The sequence below is a fragment of the Polaromonas sp. P1_G4 genome (genome assembly GCF_056405475.1).
On record NZ_JBFUCA010000031.1, the window covers coordinates 1 to 16566 of the forward strand.

Sequence of the window (16566 nt, forward strand, 5' to 3'; positions counted from 1 at the left end):
GCGCTGGCAGCTGRCACCGACGGCATTGATGGCGTGGAGGACAACGCGGGTGCCTATGTGGCGCCCGACACGCTGCAGTGCGCACTGGCCAAAGGCATGAAGCTGGACCAGTACCTGGACCGCAACGACGCCTACGGCTACTTCGAGCCGCTGGGTGGCCTGGTCATTCCCGGGCCCACACATACCAACGTCAATGACTTCCGGGCGCTATTGATTTTGTAGCTACTTGCGCAGGTTCTGCCTGCGTTTCGGGCCTGTTTGGTAAATAAAACAGGGAAAAAACCTCACACGGCCGTCAAACCACCCGTGCCGGGCGCCGCGCTGATCTCGGGCGGATGCGTGACGATGGATTTGAGTTCCGGCCGTGCCGTCTGCAAAGTTTGCAAATCGGGTTGCGGCCTGCGCAAGGTATCGCTGGCTTCAAAGACCTGTTCCAGCGCCTGGCATGCGGCCAGCAGTTGCGCATCGGCGTGCAGCCGTCCAATCACCTGCAGCCCGAAAGGCATGCCGTGTTCGTCCTTGCCGCAGGGCAACGCCAGCGCCGGGTTGGTGGCCAGGGTCACCACATAGGTCAGGCCCAGCCAGTGGTAGTAGTTGCGCATGGCCTGGCCGTCGATGTTGCCGGCATACAGCTCTGTCCAGGGGAAGGGCGTGACCGGCGTGACGGGCGCCAGGATGATGTCGTACTGCTCGAAAGCTTTGGCAAAGCGGCGCGAAATGCGTGTTTGTTCCAGGTGCGCMCAGGCGCGGTCCGCCAGGGTGATGGCGGCTGCGATTTCCATGTTGGCGCGTACATTCGGGCCCAGCGTTTCGGGCGCGTTGCGGTAGGTGTCAGCGAATGCCGCGACAAAACTTTCTGCGCGCAGCGTGTCAAAGGCGCGGTCGGCATCGCCCAGCTCAAGGTCTATCGGCTCGCAGCTCGCTACCAGCGGCCGGATGGCTTCCACGCGCTGGCGGAACACGCGCCGGATTTCCGGGTCCACGATGCACATGCCAAAGTCTTCCGTGGTGCCCACACGCAAGGTGGAAAGGTCCACCTGCTTCAAGGGCCAGAATGTGGAGGCATCCACCGGGTAGGAAAGCGGGTCGCGTGGGTTCGCGCCTACGCTGGCGGCAAACAGCAGCGCCGTATCGGCCACGTTGCGCCCCATGGGGCCGAGTACGGAGATGACGGACCAGCCCAGTGGCCGGGCATCGTTGGCCACCAGTCCGGGCGAAGGCCGCAGGCCGACCACGCCGCAGAGCGAAGCCGGGATACGCAGCGAGCCGCCGGTGTCGGAGCCGGTGCAGATCGGCAGCATGCCGGCTGCCAGCGCCGCCGCCGAGCCGCCGGAAGAACCGCCGGCGTTGAGCGTGGGGTTGAACGGGTTGCCCGTCGCGCCCCACACCGGGTTGCGTGAGTTGGCGCCGGCACCCATGTCGGGCACGTTGGTCTTGGCCGTGACGATGGCGCCCGCCGCGCGCAGTTTGGCCACCAGCGCGTTGTCTTTGGCCGGCACGTTGCCGCGAAGTCCTATGTTGCCGTAGGTGGTGAGCAGGCCCGCGGTGTCCTGCAGATCCTTCACCCCCAGCGGCAGTCCGTGCAAAGGGCCCAGCGGTGCGCCGCGCATCACTTGCGCTTCGGCTTCGCGTGCACCCTCGCGCGCACGCGTGAAGTCGGTCGCGCAGATCGCGTTGATGGCGGGGTTGAGGCGTTCGATGCGGTCTATGCAGGCGTCCATCAGCTCCACCGGCGATACCTCGCGGCTGGCGATCAGGCTGCGGAGTTCGACGGCGGAGATGYCTGGAAGAGTGGATCGCATATGAGTGTCTTGTTCAGTCGGTTTTTATTTGAGAGCGTTCGGCCAGCGCCTTCATGCGCGCGATCTCGGCCGTCACCAAGCCGGACCAGTCGGGAACCGCGGTATAGCCGGGTTCGAAGCCAGCGGCCTTGAGCTTGTCCAGTGTTTCGGGATTGGCCATCACCGTCGCCAAAGCTTTTTCCAGCCGTGCCTTGACGGGCACCGGCAAGCCCTTGGGCGCCACCACGGCCAGCCAGGCGTTCATGTCGACGGCCGGGTAGCCGGCCTCGGCCATGGTCGGCACATTGGGCAGCAGGGCCGAGCGCTTGTTCATGGCCACGGCCAGCACGCGGATCTTGCCGGACTTGAGTTGCTGCGATGCAGCGACCACGGTGTCGAAAGACACCGGGATCTGGCCGCCGATCAGATCGGTCATCAGGGGGCCGGAGCCCTTGTAGGGCACATGCGTCATCTTCAGGCCCGTGGCCGTATTGAACATCGCGCCGGCGAAGTTGGAGCTGGTGCCATTGCCGAAGCTGCCGTACAGGTATTTGTCCGGATTGGCCTTGGCCGCCGCGACGAACTGGTGCACGTCGGTGGCCGTGACCGACGGATTCACCAGCATGGCCAGCGCCACCGAGCCCACCATGCCTATCGCGTCAAAGCCCCTGGCCGGGTCATAAGACAGCTTGGGTTGCAGCGCGGGGTTCAGCGTGAAGGTGGAGTTGGAGCTCACGAGCAGGGTATAGCCGTCGGGCTTGGCGTTGGCCACTGCGGCGGCGCCTATGGCGGTGCCGGCGCCCGGCTTGTTTTCAACCACCACGGGTTGGCCCAATTGGTCACCCAGGGCCTTGCCCAGGATACGCGCCAGCACGTCGGCCGCACCGCCGGCAGGGAAGGGCGCGACCAGCGTCACCGGGCGGTCAGGAAAATCGGCCGCATGGGCGGGTCCAACCATGGCGGCAAGCCCGCAGGAAAAGAAGGCGCTGGCGATCAGCGTGCGGCGCATTGCTTTGAAAGACATGTGGTGCATGGTAGGCCTCGTTGAAAATTTGATCAATCGGAAAGGAGTGATTCGAAGGGGGTTGGCTCAAGGTTTAACGCAACCGGGCAGGAGACAGCCTGGACGCATCAACGCCTTGCAGGGCCAATTCTTCAGGCAGCGCAGCCTGGCGGATCAGTGCATCGGCCAGCGCACTTGCACCTGCCGCGCTCTGGATGCCGTAGCCGCCCTGCGCCGCGAGCCAGAAAAAGCCGGGGCAGGCGTTGTCATGGCCAATCACCATTTCCCCGTCGGGTACAAAAGAGCGCAGGCCGGCCCATGTACTGGAAGGGCGGCGGATCGTCAGTGTCGACACACTTTCGATCTGGTGGATACCCATGGCAATGTCCAGCTCTTCAGGAACCACGTCGTGCGGAACCGTCGGATCCGCATTGGCGGGTGAGCCCAGCAGCTGCCCGGCATCGGGCTTGAAGTAGTAGCTTTCATCCACACCCACCACGGCGGGCCAGTGTGAGGCGTCCATGCCCTCGGGCGCCTTGAAGGTAAAGGCGCTGCGCCGGTGCGGCACCAGGCCGATGGGCTGCGCGCCAAACATGGCGGCCAGCTCGTCAGCCCAGGCGCCTGCGGCATTCACCACGGTTTTGGCGCGCAGCGTCTCGCCATCGCTGAATTGCAGGGTCCAGCGCTGGCCGTCGTGGGTGGCCTGTGTCAGGGTGGCGGCGGTGCGCAGCTCCCCGTCGGCACCGGCCTTCTGGCGAAAGCCGCGCAGAAAGCCCTGGTGCAATGCATGCACATCCATGTCCTGCGCACCTGCGTCGTACAGCGCGCCGTGCACCACATCGGGCCGCAGGCAGGGCACATGGGCCAGCGTGGTGCCGGCGTCCAGCGTCACCAGGCCGGGGCAGCTTGCGGACAGTTCCTGGCGCGTGTGCGCCAGTTCTTCTTCCTGGCCGTGCGTGGCGAGGTAAAGCACGCCCCGGGGCTGTATCAGCGCCGGGTGAAACCCTTCCGGCGGCCGTTCGTAAAACCCGCGGCTCGCACGCGTCAGCGCCCGCACCGTGGGCGGGCCGTAGGTTTCCATGAACATGGCCGCCGACCGGCCGGTGGAGTGAAACCCCGGCTGGGATTCACGTTCGACGAGCGCAACGCTGCGTTGCCCGGCCAGGCGCCAGGCCAAAGATGCGCCCGCAATGCCGGCGCCGAAGATAAGGATGTCAAATTCTCTCATTTGAGAATTCTCACATGCGAGAATCATGCCTGTCCAGCCCATTTACCGGGATTTTTCGAAAAAAGGGAAAACACCATGCCTGCACGCCCCGCCCGCAACCCTGCCGCCGCCCCCGAGGCGGACCGGGTGCGGCTCGGCCTGAGCCTGCGCGGGCACCGCAAGGCGCGGCGGCTGACGCTCAAGGACCTGTCCGGCCGTTCCGGCGTGGCACTGTCCACGCTGTCCAAGATGGAGCTGGGCCAGATTTCGGTCAGCTATGAAAAGCTGGCCGCCGTAGCGCGGGCGCTATCGCTGGACGTGGGGCAGCTGCTGGACGCGCGAGCCGCGGCGCCGGCCCCTGGCGCTGCAAAGCCGGTGGTGGTCTGGTCCGAAGCAGGCGGTGCGCCGGCCTACAGCTCGGGCAACTATGACTACGGCGCGCTGGCCGCCGGCTTTCCGGGCAAGCGCATGACGCCGATGCACGGCCGCATCGTGGCGCGCAGCCGCAGCCAGTTCCCCGACTTTATCCGCCACGCAGGGCAGGAGTTCGTGATCGTTCTGTCGGGCCGGGTGCGCATCGAGTTCGAGACCGGCGAAATCATCGAAGTGGCGCGCCATGAGTCGGCCTATTTCGACAGCGGCGTGGGCCACATCTACCTTTCGCTGGGCCGCAGCGACGCGCAGGTGCTGGTGGTGATGAGCGAATAGGGCTGCGTGGCCTTGTGTTTCGGGTTTGTACCCGGGTTCAGGTCGACAGCTTCTCCCAGGTCAGGTCAAATTTCAGCAGATATTTGCGCAGCCTGTCCGCATCATTCACTACGCTGCGCTGGGTGCGCGATACATTGAAGAGCGCCCGCCCGGCGTCGCTGAGGGAGGCGCTTTTGCGGCAGACCTCAATCACGGCCTGAAGCTGTAGCTGTTCAAAATAATCGAGTGTGTCCGCGGCGCCTCCCATTAATTCGGCGAGTGAGGCAGCGCCGCCGCTAGCTTCCCGTTCTGTGGCCTGCCATTGCCAGCGTAGCCGCGCGATCTCGGCCTCCACCAGGCTTGCGCCGATGCGGCCGTTGTCACCCAGCGTGGCAAGGCGGGTGATGGATGCGCTCAAGTCGCGAAAATTGCCAGCCCAGATGGCCTCGCCCGATTGTGCAAATCGCAGGTAGGCTGCGCGGGCTTCAGCGGTCATGCGGGTTTTCCTGCCCAGATCCTCGGATGCGAGCGTGAGCTGGTGGTCCATGTTGGGCTCGATATCCTCCCGGCGCTGGCTGAGGCCGGGCAGGGTGTAAGTCCACAGATTGATACGCGCAAAAAGGTCCTCGCGGAAGCGCCCGCGGGCGACTTCCAGACGCAAGTCCTTGTTGGTACCGGCGATCAGCTGGAAGCTGCTTTCGACTTCTTTGTCGGCACCTACGGGCAGGAAGCGTTTTTCTTCCACGGCCTTGAGCAGCATGGCCTGCTCGTCCAGGCCCAGCTCGCCAATCTCGTCGAGAAACAGCACGCCCTTGTCGGCGGTGCGCAGCAAGCCGGGACGGTCATTGGCCGCACCGGTGAACGCCCCCTTCTTGTGGCCGAACAGCGTGGAGCCCGCACCGTCGCCGTGCAGCGTCGCGCAGTTCACGTCGACAAAGCTGCCGCTGACCTGGTGGCGCGACTTTTTGAGCTCGAAGATTCGCCGCGCCAGCATCGACTTGCCCGCACCCGTGGGCCCCGTCAGCAGGATGGGCGCCTTGCTCTGGACGGCGATGTGTTCGATTTCCTCAATCAACTTGTTGAAGCGGGGGTTGCGTGTGGCGATGCCGCTTTTGAGAAAGGACACTGCATCTTGTTGCGCCACCGCAAGCCGCGTGTTGATCGCGTCATACCGCGAAAGGTCCAGGTCAATCAGTTCATAACTGCCCACGCCCTGGCCTTGCCGGCCCCTGGGCGGCGCCGTCTGCAACAGAACGCCGGGAATGAAGCGCGCCTCGACCAGCAGGAACAGGCAGATCTGCGCCACATGGGTGCCGGTGGTGATGTGCGCCCAGTACTCTTCGCGCTCAGTGTCGAAAGCGTAGGCGCGCATCCAGTCATACAGCGCGCCGTAGACCTCGCCGAAATCCCAGGGATTGGCCAGGTTCATCTCGACCAGGCGAACCTCGGTGCCGGGCGAGAGCTGAACCACGTCTTCGCGCACCCTTTCGGCCAGCGCTTTGTTGCGCACGTCGTGCATCAGCTCCAGCCGGTCGACGATCAGGTCTTCATGCTGTGCGATTGAAACTGTCGGCCGCCATTTCTCCCAACGCGAAGCACTCAGGCCCGAATCCAGCTGGGTACCCAGGAACCCCATCACCACTTTCTTCTTCATATTTCTAATGTACTAGCTTTAAAGCTAAGAACTCAAGAAGTATAAGTTTAAAAAAACTGGTGAATTTTTGATTAATTGAAAAATTATCAAATGAAATCAATTGCTTAGAGAAATTGGTGATCTCTTTTAAAGAGTTGGCACGCCACCTGCAATGTATATCCCGTCACCACAACGGTGAATGCAAACAAGGACTAGGAACATGGCAAACACACAACTATTTCAAAGCAGCAAAGGCAGTTTCCTGCCAGCTGCCACCATCGCCAACGAGGCTGGTGGTGTCGCTTATGCCTTGGCACCCCGGCATGCTTTGGTGCAATTGGCCGTCACCGGTTGCCTGAACAATGTTTACTACGCAGGCGCTGCCGAGCAATTGGACAAAGTGCTGGAACTGGCTGCGCAGGTTGATGCGGGCTTCGTGGCCAAAACTGCCATCTATGCCCGCGAGCGTGGCCATATGAAAGACRTGCCGGCGCTGCTGTTGGCCTCGCTGGCGACCCGCGATGTGGCACTGTTTGCCAAGGCGTTTCCTCGCGTGGTAGACAACGGCAAGATGCTGCGTAACGTGGTGCAAATTCTGCGTAGCGGCCGTGTGGGCCGTAAGTCAATGGGTTCGCGTCCCAAGAAGTTGGTGCAGGCCTGGTTGTGCAATGCAAGCGAGAAGCAGCTGCTGAACGCCAGCGTGGGTAACAGCCCGTCGTTGGCCGACGTCGTGAAGATGGTTCACCCCAAACCGGCTGAGGCCTGGCGCGCCGCGTGGTTTGCCTGGTTGATTGGCCGTGACTTTGACGTGAGCCAGTTGCCCGAGGCGACGCGTGCTTTTGAAGCCTACAAGAAGGACCGCAGCGGTGTGGCGCCCGATGTGCCGTTTCAAATGTTGACGGCCTTGAACCTGACCACCAACCAGTGGACGCAGATTGCAAAGAATGGCTCGTGGCAGATGGTGCGACAGAATCTCAACACCTTTGCGCGCCACGGCGTGTTTGGTACAACCAAGGCTGAAAAGGCCATTGCCGCCAAACTGCGTGACGCGCAGAGTATTGAGAAGGCCCGCGTGTTGCCCTACCAGTTGATGGCTGCCTACAAAGCGACGGATGAAACCGTTCCTCTGCAGGTACGTGAAGCATTGCAAGACGCGATGGAAATCGCGTTGAAGAACGTGCCGGCTTTGGTGGGTAAGGTGGTGGTGTGTCCTGATGTGTCGGGCTCCATGAGCTCGGCGGTGTCCGGACACCGTGGTTCTGCAACCAGTGCGGTGCGTTGTATTGACGTGGCGGCCCTGGTGGCTGCGGCTCTGCTGCGCAAGAACCCGGCAACCATGGCGCTGCCGTTTGAGCAGAAAGTCGTCAACTTGTCGTTGAACCCGCGTGACTCGGTGATGACCAATGCGGAGAAACTGGCTGCCGTGGGCGGTGGCGGAACCAACTGCTCGGCGCCGTTGGCCCTGTTGAACGCCGGTAAGGCCAAGGCAGACCTGGTGGTGCTGGTGTCGGACAACGAGTCGTGGGTGGATAGCAAGCGTGCCGGTGCGACGCAAACCTTGCGTGAGTGGGAAGTGTTCAAGCAACGCAACCCGCAAGCCAGGTTGGTGTGTATCGACATCCAGCCTTACGCCCACACGCAGGCGCTCGAACGGCCTGACATCCTGAACATCGGCGGTTTTACCGATGAGGTGTTCAAGGTACTGGCCTTGTTTGCCGCGGGAGCGTTGGGAGCCGACCACTGGGTCGGATTGATAGACGAGCTGGCTTTGTAAGCCATGACTCGATGTGTTGAGCGTCGTCGCCTGAGGAATGCCGGTGTGATTACATCCAAACTGTTTTTATCACACCAACTGTTAGTCCTCAGGCGGGGCCTTTTTTAAAGATGGACAAGAGGGTTTTCAAAAGCACGAATGCTGGCGGGATTACATTGGATATAGCCGGTTCGACTCTGGCCATGTGCATCACAGGAAACTGAATGCACATGAAAATCTCACCGATCTTGTCGTGTTTTTGAAAGCTCTTGAAGAGAGAGCAAAAAGTTTTGATTGCCAGCGGCAAATGCGATTGGAATTACAGCACTGTTAATGCCGAGGTCGCGGGTTCGAATCCCGCCGGTGCTGCAATGGGCTTGTGCCCGAGCCCATTGCAGCACCGTAGCTCAGTCTGGTAGAGCACGTATCCATTTCAACAATTTTGTTGCTGCTGGTGATCAAAAAGGTTTTGGATGAATGCCCGTGAAATTACAGGTAGACGCGGCGTGCAAACGCTCTCTTGCTGAAAGGCGCGGGGTCTGGGTTCAAACCCCAGCTTGGCAACAAGTGGCGAAATTTCATTTCACAAGCTCTAGTCATCCGTTTTATTGAAAAAGGAAGAACAACAATGAACTACCAACAACATGAAGTTCCCGGCGGTGTGCCGGTAAAGATGTGGACCAACGGCGTGCCGGTGGAAGCCCAGGCCCTGAAGCAGCTGGAGAACTCCGCGCGCCTGCCCATCGTGTTCAAGCACGTGGCCGTGATGCCCGACGTGCACTACGGCCTGGGCGCAACCATCGGCAGCGTGATCCCGACCTTCAAGGCAATCATTCCGGCGGCCGTCGGTGTGGATATCGGCTGCGGCATGATGGCCTGCAAGACCACGCTGCGCGCCGAAGACCTGCCTGACAACCTGGGCCCGCTACGCACGGAGATCGAAAAAGCCGTACCGCACGGCTCGGCGCCCAAGACCTACCGCAGGAATGGTTCGGTGCGCGAGGTCGGCGCCTGGACGAACCCGCCCAGCGCGGCAGATGCGGCCTGGGGCCAGCTGGTCGATGAGTTCGAGGCTATCTGCCTGGACTACCCGCGCCTGAAGAACACCAACAACCACCGCCACATGGGAACCCTGGGCGGCGGCAACCACTTTGTCGAGGTGTGCCTCGACGAAAGCGGCGGGGTCTGGATCATGCTGCACAGTGGTTCGCGCGGGGTGGGTAACGCCATCGGCACGCACTTCATCGAGCTCGCGAAGAAAGACGCCGAGCTGCACCAGCGCAACCTGCCGGACAAAGACCTGGCCTATCTTGAAGAAGGTTCGCAGTACTTTGGCGACTATGTGCGCGGTGTGGGATGGGCGCAAAAATTTGCGCGCCTGAACCGCGAGGTGATGATGCAGGCCGCCATTGGCGCGTTGCGCAAGGTGATCAGCAAGCCGTTTGAGACGCACGTGGAGGCGGTGAACTGCCACCACAACTATGTGCAGAAGGAAACGCACTTTGGGCAAGAGGTGTTTGTGACCCGCAAGGGCGCCGTGAGCGCGAAGGCGGGAGAGCTCGGGATCATTCCCGGCAGCATGGGCGCCAAAAGTTTCATCGTGCGCGGCAAGGGCAACCCCGACAGCTTTATGAGCTGCAGCCACGGGGCCGGCCGCACCATGAGCCGTACGCAGGCCAAAAAGCTGTTTACGGTCGAAGACCAGATCAAGGCTACCCAAGGCGTGGAATGCCGTAAGGACGCGGAGGTGATCGACGAGATTCCGATGGCCTACAAGGACATCGACGCCGTGATGCTGGCCCAGAGCGATCTGGTGGAAGTGGTGTACACGTTGAAGCAGGTGGTGTGTGTGAAGGGGTAAGGAATATGAGTCAAACATCGAGTAGCTATCTGGTGGAATTGGTGAGCCCCGCGATAGCTGAATTGCGGACCGAGCTAATCCGAGCGCGTTGCGCATTTCAGTTCAACGTCTTTCAGGTGGAGCCCTATCGGTATTCGGAGGATTTGCACAAAGCAGCACTGGCGATGGCCTTTCAAGAAATTGACATAAAGGCTGACATCCAGAGTGCAAAAAGCAAGACCCTGCTGCCCGGTGAGTTTGACGCGCTTGTAACAACGCGGGGGTTGCCTGAGATCCACCCCCCGTTGTTTCACGCCTTTCGTGATCCACCTTACGGCACCAGTTGGACAGATTCCGACGCTCAAGAGAATTTCGTGAAGTGGCTGAAGCTTCTGGGGGCGGATCGGACAAATAACCTATGCGTTTTGGATTGGGTTGGTGACCCTGATCAGAATCCAGGGCGCAGTGGGTGGAGTACCTACTTTGATTCCGGCAAGGAGTGGTGGGGAATTTGGTGTCTCACAATCTGGAACCCGGCTCGCAACACCATTTCCGTCCTTGTGGCGAGTCAAACAGATTGAAATGGGGTGAGCCCCGCAAAAGGACGTGTGATGAAGAGCGGAAAGCAAAGGCGGGAGGAGATCAAGGCCAAGCGCCTGGCACGCCTGAGCGCGGCGCGGGCACCCAACCCCTTTATTTCAACCAGGTCAGTGCCTTTGGGCGCTGTGGCGGCGGACCACGCGCAACTGGCGCATAACACCACCTGGAGTTTGTTGCCCTCGTTCTACATCGACACGCCCTTTGTCTGCAAGGACTGCGGTGCGCACGAGGTGTGGACGGCAAAGCAGCAGAAGTGGTGGTATGAAATCGCCAAGGGTCGTATTGAAAGCTGCGCGGTGCGCTGCCGTCCTTGCCGTCTGTTGGAGCGTGCGCGAGTGGAAGAGGCGCGGCGCGTGAGCCAGGCGGGCTTGGCTTTGAAGATAGAAAAGAAGAACAATGAAAATTGAAGTAAAAAACATAATTGAACTGGATGGCTCGCAAGGCGAAGGTGGCGGGCAGATCTTGCGCACCGCGCTGGCGCTCAGCCTGGTGACGGGCAAGCCGTTTCGCATGGACAACATCCGTGCGAAGCGGCCCAAGCCCGGCTTGATGCGCCAGCACCTGGCCTGCGTGAACGCGGCCGTGTCTGTGGGCGGCGGCGTCGATCAGACTTCCGCCGTCAATGCCACCGGTCAGGCGGTGCAGATTGGCGAAACCACGTTGCTGTTCACGCCAGGTGAGGTGCGCGCGGGCGACTACGAATTTGCGGTCGGCTCGGCCGGCAGCTGCATGCTGGTGCTGCAAACCGTGCTGTGGCCGCTGCTCCAGGCCAGGGCCGCCTCCACGCTGCATCTCAGCGGTGGGACGCACAACCCGATGGCGCCGTCGTGTTCCTTCCTGTCGCTGCTGGCACCTTGTTTCGCCGGCAATGGAGAGGCCCTGTTTGACATTGAGTTGCGCCGCCACGGTTTTTACCCGGCGGGAGGCGGGGAGGCGCGCGTGCGCCTGAATCCGCCCACGCAGGGCTTTTCGGCCATTCACCTCATGGAGCGCGGCGCGTTGCTGGAGGCTTATGCCGAATGCCTGCACGCTGGCCTGCCCAGAGGCGTGGCGGAACGTGAGCTGGACGTGCTGCGCAAGGGGCTGGGTTGGGAAGAAGGCTGCCTGCGCGACCGCGGGCTGCGCAGCAACGAAGGGCCGGGCAACGCGCTGTTGGCCGTCCTGCGCTATGAGCACATCACCGAGGTCTTTGCGGCCTATGGCGAAAAGAGCGTGAGTGCCGAGCAGGTCGCCCGCCGCGTGCTGCAGGAGGTGAAGGCCTACCAGGCCCACGAGGCGCCGGTAGGCCCGCACCTGGCAGACCAGCTGATGATTCCCATGGCACTGGCGGGCCTGCAGGGTCGGATGGGTCACTATTGGGCGACGGAGCTGACCGAGCACACCCGCACCAATGCGCGGACCATCGAAGTCTTCCTGCCTGTGAAGTTCTCGTGCGAGCCATGCGGTGGCGGAACGGTGATTTCGCTGCAGGTGTAATGAATGGCCGGGTCATTCCTGGCCGATGCATGCCGATGTGAAAAGGTGCCGTGCATTGCTGGTGTTGAGTCCGGGGCCAGAGAAGCCTTACAGTATGGGCTGGTCGCATGAGGAACCTGCATGTCCAACGGCAAAAATACACTACCATCCGGCGCCCCCGATAAAGCCCAGATCGAGAACGCGATCGAAAAGGTCAATCGGCAGATCAAGATTCTGCGGGCCTTCAAAATATCGGTGACGCAAACCGGCTGGGATTCGAGCGTGGAGTCCCTGCAAAAGAAAGTCAACACCACCCTGGCCGACAGCTTTGGCGTGGGCACGCCCGAATACCGGCAGTTTGCCGTCGCGATACAGGATTTTCTGCTGGACAAGACTTTCGGCGACCGCTTCACGGACGACGAACGCCAGCAAAAAGTCAGGCAAGGGATCGATCTGGCCATCATGCGCGTGAATGCGGCCAAGAAGCTGCTGAGCGACTACCTCGATGGCACTGCAGCGCCGATGGTGGACCCGGTTGTGGAGGCGAAACCGGTGTCACCGCCCCCACCAGCACCAGCACCAGCACCAGCAGCAGCACCAGCAGCAGCAGCAGCAGCAGCACCGGAACCGGAGCCGGAGCCGGAGCCGGAGCCGGAGCCGGAGCCGGAGCCGGAGCCGATCTCCACACCTTCACCTTCCATTCCAACGAGGATGCCCATGTCCAAGACAGATCTCCCTTCCTCTTCTGCCACGGAACCGCAAGCCGTGTCCGGTTCTCGCGTGGCTATCCTGGGCTTGGGCGGAGATGCCGTGGGCGACGCGTGCCAGTTCATGGAGCAGCTGGGGCTGGAGGCGGCGATACTCGACGCCGTCTCCATCGATCAACTGGAGGGGCTGCGCAATGTGGCGTTTTTGCTGCTCCTGCCGGGCAACAAATCCGATGCGCCCGCGGCCATGCTGGCCATTGGATTCATGCTGGCCGCGCTCGGCCGCAACCGCATTGCCTGCCTGCTGTCCGAAGACGACGCCTTGCCGGATGTCCTGAAGGGTGCCACAAGCATTTCGGTCGACGAGGCAGGCCTGTGGCGGCTGCTGCTGGCACGTGAGATGAAGCGGGCAGGCCTGGAGGTGGATCTGAACCTTGCCATGTGAGTGGCACCCCGGCGGCATGAGTGGTGTCAGCGTGCCGTGGGTTTCGTTGCTGCATCGTCAGGCAGCATGGCAGCGTCTCTTTGCATCAAGGCACGGACCAGCCAGGTAAACCATGCAGCGGCAATCGCTGCTGCAATCCAGACCAGCATCTGCCCCAGCCGGGCCTGGTCGTCCAGCAGGTAGGCGTTGCAGACGCGTACCGGCGAAGTTTCATACAGGTTGCCCACGACTGCCATCATCGGCAGCACATTGCCCAGAAAGAAACCCTGCACCAGCAGCCCCGCCGCGTGCCAGGACAAGCGCACGGCGGCGCCGCAGGCCAGCAGGGCCAGGCTTTTCAGGATTTCGATGCGGCTGTCCACCAGCGCCAGGTCCAGTACGCGGGGAATCATCATGATCGCGAGCATCATCGCGGCCGCGAACAAACCGCTGATGCCGTGGGCATTCCAGAGCCCCAGGCGAGCCAGCCAGTGCCCCGGCAGTGCTGCGGCGAGCAGATAGCCGGCGAGCGCCAGCAGGGGATACTGCACCAGCATGTGAAGGGTCATGCTGGCTTCCAGCCCATGCCGCAGGCCGGGCAAGGCCAGCAGGCACAGCAGGGCGACGGCCATAACCGCCAGGGTGCCGCGCGAGGGATGCGCCAGCCTCGTCATGGTGAGGCCGCCTGCGCAAGGTGCTGCGCATAGTCGAGCGCGAGCTGCTGTTCCGCGTAGTCAAAAATGCGAACCAGCCGGCCTTTCTGGTCGATGACCAGCAGCGCCGCGTTGTGTTCAAAATCGCCGCGGCCGTCAGGGACCACCACGACCTGGAAATCGGCCAGCAGGCGCTGGGTGTCCCGCGGGTCCTGCACACGCACAAAGCGCCATAGCGCCGGGTCGGCGCTCAATCGCGCTGCATAGGCCTGCAGCACGGCGGGGCTGTCGTGACGCCCATCGAAGCTGATCGACAGCAGCTTGACCCTGCCGCCGCGCTCCTGCCTCGCCTGCAATATCTGCTGCATTTGCTGGAAGCTGCTGCCCATCGCCAGGCAGACGGTCTGGCAACGTGTATAGACGAAATCCACCAGCGTGACGGACTGTCCGTCGGCGAGCCGCTGCGACAGCGCCTGAGGGGCGATGCCGGGTCCTTCGACGCTGACTGCGGGAGTTGCGACAGGTCGCAGCGCGACTTCGAGCCGGCGGGCGCCCTCGGCGGTCCAGACCTGGAAGTCGTGCGTCAGCCACGCGGCGGCGGCATAGCCCGCCAGGGCCAGCATGGCGCTGAGCAACGCGGTGCGAAGCATCAGGGCTGGCCCACCACGCTTGCTACCCCCTTCAGCTCAGGAGCTTTTGGCCGCCAGCGCCTTGAGTTCGGCGGCGCCGTTGAACGGTGTGGTGCGCGTGCCGGCCTTGCGTTCGGCTTCAAACAGCTCGGGCTTGATCGCACCCGCCTTGTTGGACCATTCGGCGCGGATGTAGCTTGCCACCGCGGCCAGTTCGGCATCGCTGAGCTGCCCGAACGCCGGCATGGCACCCTTGAAAGTGTTGCCCATGACGGTGATCTCGCCCGTGACGCCGTGCAGCAGGATGTTGGCCACGGTGCGCTCGTCGCCGGTGACCCATTCGGAGCCGTCCAGCGGTGGAAACACGCCGGGCAGCCCTTTGCCGGTGGCTTGATGACAGGCCACGCAGTTGGCGGTGAACAGCTGTTTGCCGTTGGCCGCAGCGCCCGGTGCGGGGCCCGAGAGGTCCGCCAGGGTGCGCTTGTCCCCCAGGTCGGCGCGGCCGAAGGAGCCGGACAGCACGATGTAGCCCGCGCCCCACAGCACCAGGGCCAATGCCCCGACCAGGAAGATCAGCGGAATGGGCTGGCTTTTTTCAGAGGGCTCCGCCTGTTCCCGCTCCTGGGCCCGGCTTTCAGATGTCTTGTCGTTCAACATGGGATGACCTTGTGTGGCTCAGGGCTTGGGGGCGGGTGGCAGCACCGGGTAGGTGTGGTTCAAGCCCTGCAGGTACTTGACCAGGTCCAGCGCCTGGGGCGAAGGCACGACCACCTGGCCGATGTTCGGCCCATAGGCGGGTGGCAGCGCCAGCGGTTGCTCACCCTCGCTTTCGGCGTCTTTCGCGTCCTTTACCGTGAAGAGATATGGGTAGGACGGCATGATGGAGCCGGGCACATAGGCGCGCGGCTGGTACAGGTGGCCCAGGTGCCAGTCCTTGCTCGGTTGGCGCGCCCCGATGTTGAAGAGGTCCGGCCCGGTGCGCATGCTGCCCAGCAAATGCGGCTTGTCATAGAAATAATCGCCCGGCACCGAGGCCCGGCCCCAGCCGCGCTCCGCGTCGGGGCCGAAGTTCCGGTCACGCGGCTGCTGGCTGTGGCAATACACGCAGCCATTGGCGATGTAGACCTCGCGCCCGCGCAGCTGGGCGCTGGTGTAGTTTTTCAGCTCCGGCGGCGGTTTGATGTCGCGCACCTGCATGTAGGGCATCACCACCAGGGCTGCCGTGGCGATGCCCAGGGCCACCATGGCGCCCGATGCCAGCTTGACTTCATTTTCCATGAGCGGCTCCCATTTCAACGCTGCGTGCGTCGTTGGGCCAGAAGAGGGCGGCGCCCGCACGGCCCGGCCCGAAACGAAGCGCCATGGCCAGGAAATGGCCGAYGAACACCAGGTGGCTGAGCACCATCAGGCCGCCACCCACGGATCGCCATTTCAGGTAGGGCAGGGTCAGCTCGACGGAAGCCATGAAGGGCTGGGCGGCATCCAGCATGGCCACACCTTGAAGCCAGCCGCCGATGGTGAGCCCGACAAAATATATCGTCACCCCGACAGCCGCCAGCCAGAAATGCAGGGTGATCAGTTTCGGGTACGGCCACTCCCAGTTCAGCACCCGGGGCATCATGAAATAGATGGCGCCGAACAGCACCATGGTGACGAAGGCATAGGCGCCCAGGTGCGCATGGGCCACCGTGAAATGGGTGAAGTGGGTGATCTGGTTGACGCTGCGCAGCGCCTCCAGAGAGCCCTGCAGCGACGAGGCCAGGTACATCAGCCCGCCGAACATCATGAAGCGCAGCGTCGGCGAATAACGCGCCAGGTGCATACGCCCCTGCAGCGTGGCGCCCATGTTGATGCTGAAGGCGATCACGGGGATCACCATCATGACGCTCTGCACGATCGACAGCGTGATGAGCCAGCCGGGCACCGGGCCGCCGATGAGATGGTGGCCGCCGACCTGCCCGTAGAAAAATGCCAGCGTCCAGAAGCCCAGCAGCGAGAGGTTGTAGGAGCGTATCGGCCGGCCGATGATTTTGGGCAGGAAGTAATAGATGGCGCCCACGCTCACGGGCGTGAACCACAGGCCCAGCACGTTGTGCCCGTACCACCAGTTGGTGGTGGCCTGCTGCACGCCGGTGTGCACGCCGGGCATCTTGCCGACCAGGAAAAGCAGGGCAATCCACAGCAGCGCCGCCGT

The 16566-nt window shown here is 62.5% G+C and carries 16 protein-coding genes and 1 pseudogene; 8 read left to right on the forward strand and 9 right to left on the reverse strand.

The features are described from left to right. A partial coding sequence (locus tag AC1D1X_RS02995) for an MOFRL family protein (protein ID WP_477697808.1) occupies nt 1–222 on the forward strand: 222 nt, incomplete at its 5' end. 62 nt (nt 223–284) lie between these two features. Here the strand turns inward: AC1D1X_RS02995 and AC1D1X_RS03000 are convergent. The 3 genes from AC1D1X_RS03000 to AC1D1X_RS03010 form a co-directional block, all read right to left on the reverse strand. Further along, on the reverse strand, nt 285–1802 hold the full coding sequence (locus AC1D1X_RS03000; protein ID WP_477697809.1) for an amidase: 1518 nt from the start codon (nt 1800–1802) through the stop codon (nt 285–287). A 13-nt stretch (nt 1803–1815) separates the two neighbouring features. Continuing rightward, on the reverse strand, nt 1816–2814 hold the full coding sequence (locus AC1D1X_RS03005) for a Bug family tripartite tricarboxylate transporter substrate binding protein (protein ID WP_477668140.1): 999 nt from the start codon (nt 2812–2814) through the stop codon (nt 1816–1818). Between the two features lie 64 nt (nt 2815–2878). Continuing rightward, on the reverse strand, nt 2879–4012 hold the full coding sequence (locus AC1D1X_RS03010; RefSeq protein WP_477668139.1) for an NAD(P)/FAD-dependent oxidoreductase: 1134 nt from the start codon (nt 4010–4012) through the stop codon (nt 2879–2881). Nucleotides 4013–4087: 75 nt separating this feature from the next. Between AC1D1X_RS03010 and AC1D1X_RS03015 the strand changes: the two genes are divergently transcribed. Continuing rightward, nucleotides 4088–4699: a helix-turn-helix domain-containing protein gene (locus AC1D1X_RS03015; RefSeq protein ID WP_477668138.1), complete on the forward strand. Its 612-nt coding sequence runs from the start codon at nt 4088–4090 to the stop codon at nt 4697–4699. A 103-nt stretch (nt 4700–4802) separates the two neighbouring features. Here AC1D1X_RS03015 and rtcR read toward each other — a convergent pair. Beyond that, nucleotides 4803–6332 (reverse strand): annotated as a pseudogene (gene rtcR, locus AC1D1X_RS03020) (RNA repair transcriptional activator RtcR); the annotation flags it as partial. Nucleotides 6333–6531: 199 nt separating this feature from the next. On the opposite strand from rtcR, the gene AC1D1X_RS03025 reads away from it, so the two are divergent. The 6 genes from AC1D1X_RS03025 (at nt 6532) to AC1D1X_RS03050 (ending at nt 13111) form a co-directional block, all read left to right on the forward strand. Continuing rightward, on the forward strand, nt 6532–8085 hold the full coding sequence (locus AC1D1X_RS03025) for a vWA domain-containing protein (RefSeq protein WP_477697810.1): 1554 nt from the start codon (nt 6532–6534) through the stop codon (nt 8083–8085). Between the two features lie 607 nt (nt 8086–8692). Next, nucleotides 8693–9925: an RtcB family protein gene (locus AC1D1X_RS03030; protein ID WP_477668136.1), complete on the forward strand. Its 1233-nt coding sequence runs from the start codon at nt 8693–8695 to the stop codon at nt 9923–9925. Nucleotides 9926–9930: 5 nt separating this feature from the next. Beyond that, entirely contained in the window at nt 9931–10485 is a 555-nt protein-coding gene (locus tag AC1D1X_RS03035) for a hypothetical protein (RefSeq protein ID WP_477668135.1), read from the forward strand. Between the two features lie 30 nt (nt 10486–10515). Then, nucleotides 10516–10911 carry a zinc-ribbon domain containing protein gene (locus tag AC1D1X_RS03040; RefSeq protein ID WP_477668134.1) on the forward strand — a complete coding sequence of 132 codons (396 nt, stop codon included), beginning with the start codon at nt 10516–10518 and terminating at the stop codon, nt 10909–10911. 10 nt (nt 10912–10921) lie between these two features. Then, on the forward strand, nt 10922–11980 hold the full coding sequence (gene rtcA / locus AC1D1X_RS03045; RefSeq protein ID WP_477668907.1) for an RNA 3'-terminal phosphate cyclase: 1059 nt from the start codon (nt 10922–10924) through the stop codon (nt 11978–11980). A gap of 120 nt (nt 11981–12100) precedes the next feature. Next, nucleotides 12101–13111: a hypothetical protein gene (locus AC1D1X_RS03050; RefSeq protein ID WP_477668133.1), complete on the forward strand. Its 1011-nt coding sequence runs from the start codon at nt 12101–12103 to the stop codon at nt 13109–13111. Between the two features lie 26 nt (nt 13112–13137). Here the strand turns inward: AC1D1X_RS03050 and AC1D1X_RS03055 are convergent, their stop codons facing one another. The 5 genes from AC1D1X_RS03055 to AC1D1X_RS03075 all read right to left on the reverse strand — a co-directional run. Continuing rightward, on the reverse strand, nt 13138–13764 hold the full coding sequence (locus AC1D1X_RS03055) for a hypothetical protein (protein WP_477668132.1): 627 nt from the start codon (nt 13762–13764) through the stop codon (nt 13138–13140). Further along, complete coding sequence (locus AC1D1X_RS03060; protein ID WP_477668131.1) at nt 13761–14393, reverse strand: SCO family protein; 633 nt, start codon at nt 14391–14393, stop codon at nt 13761–13763. Before AC1D1X_RS03060 ends, AC1D1X_RS03055 begins: the two co-directional genes overlap by 4 nt. 36 nt (nt 14394–14429) lie before the next feature. After that, a complete protein-coding gene (locus AC1D1X_RS03065) occupies nt 14430–15029 on the reverse strand; it encodes a c-type cytochrome (protein ID WP_477668130.1) in 600 nt (199 codons plus the stop codon). Nucleotides 15030–15047: 18 nt separating this feature from the next. Next, nucleotides 15048–15650, reverse strand: coding sequence for a cbb3-type cytochrome c oxidase subunit II (locus AC1D1X_RS03070; protein WP_477668129.1), 603 nt, complete (start codon nt 15648–15650; stop codon nt 15048–15050). Next, nucleotides 15640–16566, reverse strand: a 927-nt coding sequence (locus tag AC1D1X_RS03075) for a cbb3-type cytochrome c oxidase subunit I (protein ID WP_477697811.1), incomplete at its 5' end; no start/stop codon positions are given. The genes AC1D1X_RS03070 and AC1D1X_RS03075, both read right to left, overlap by 11 nt.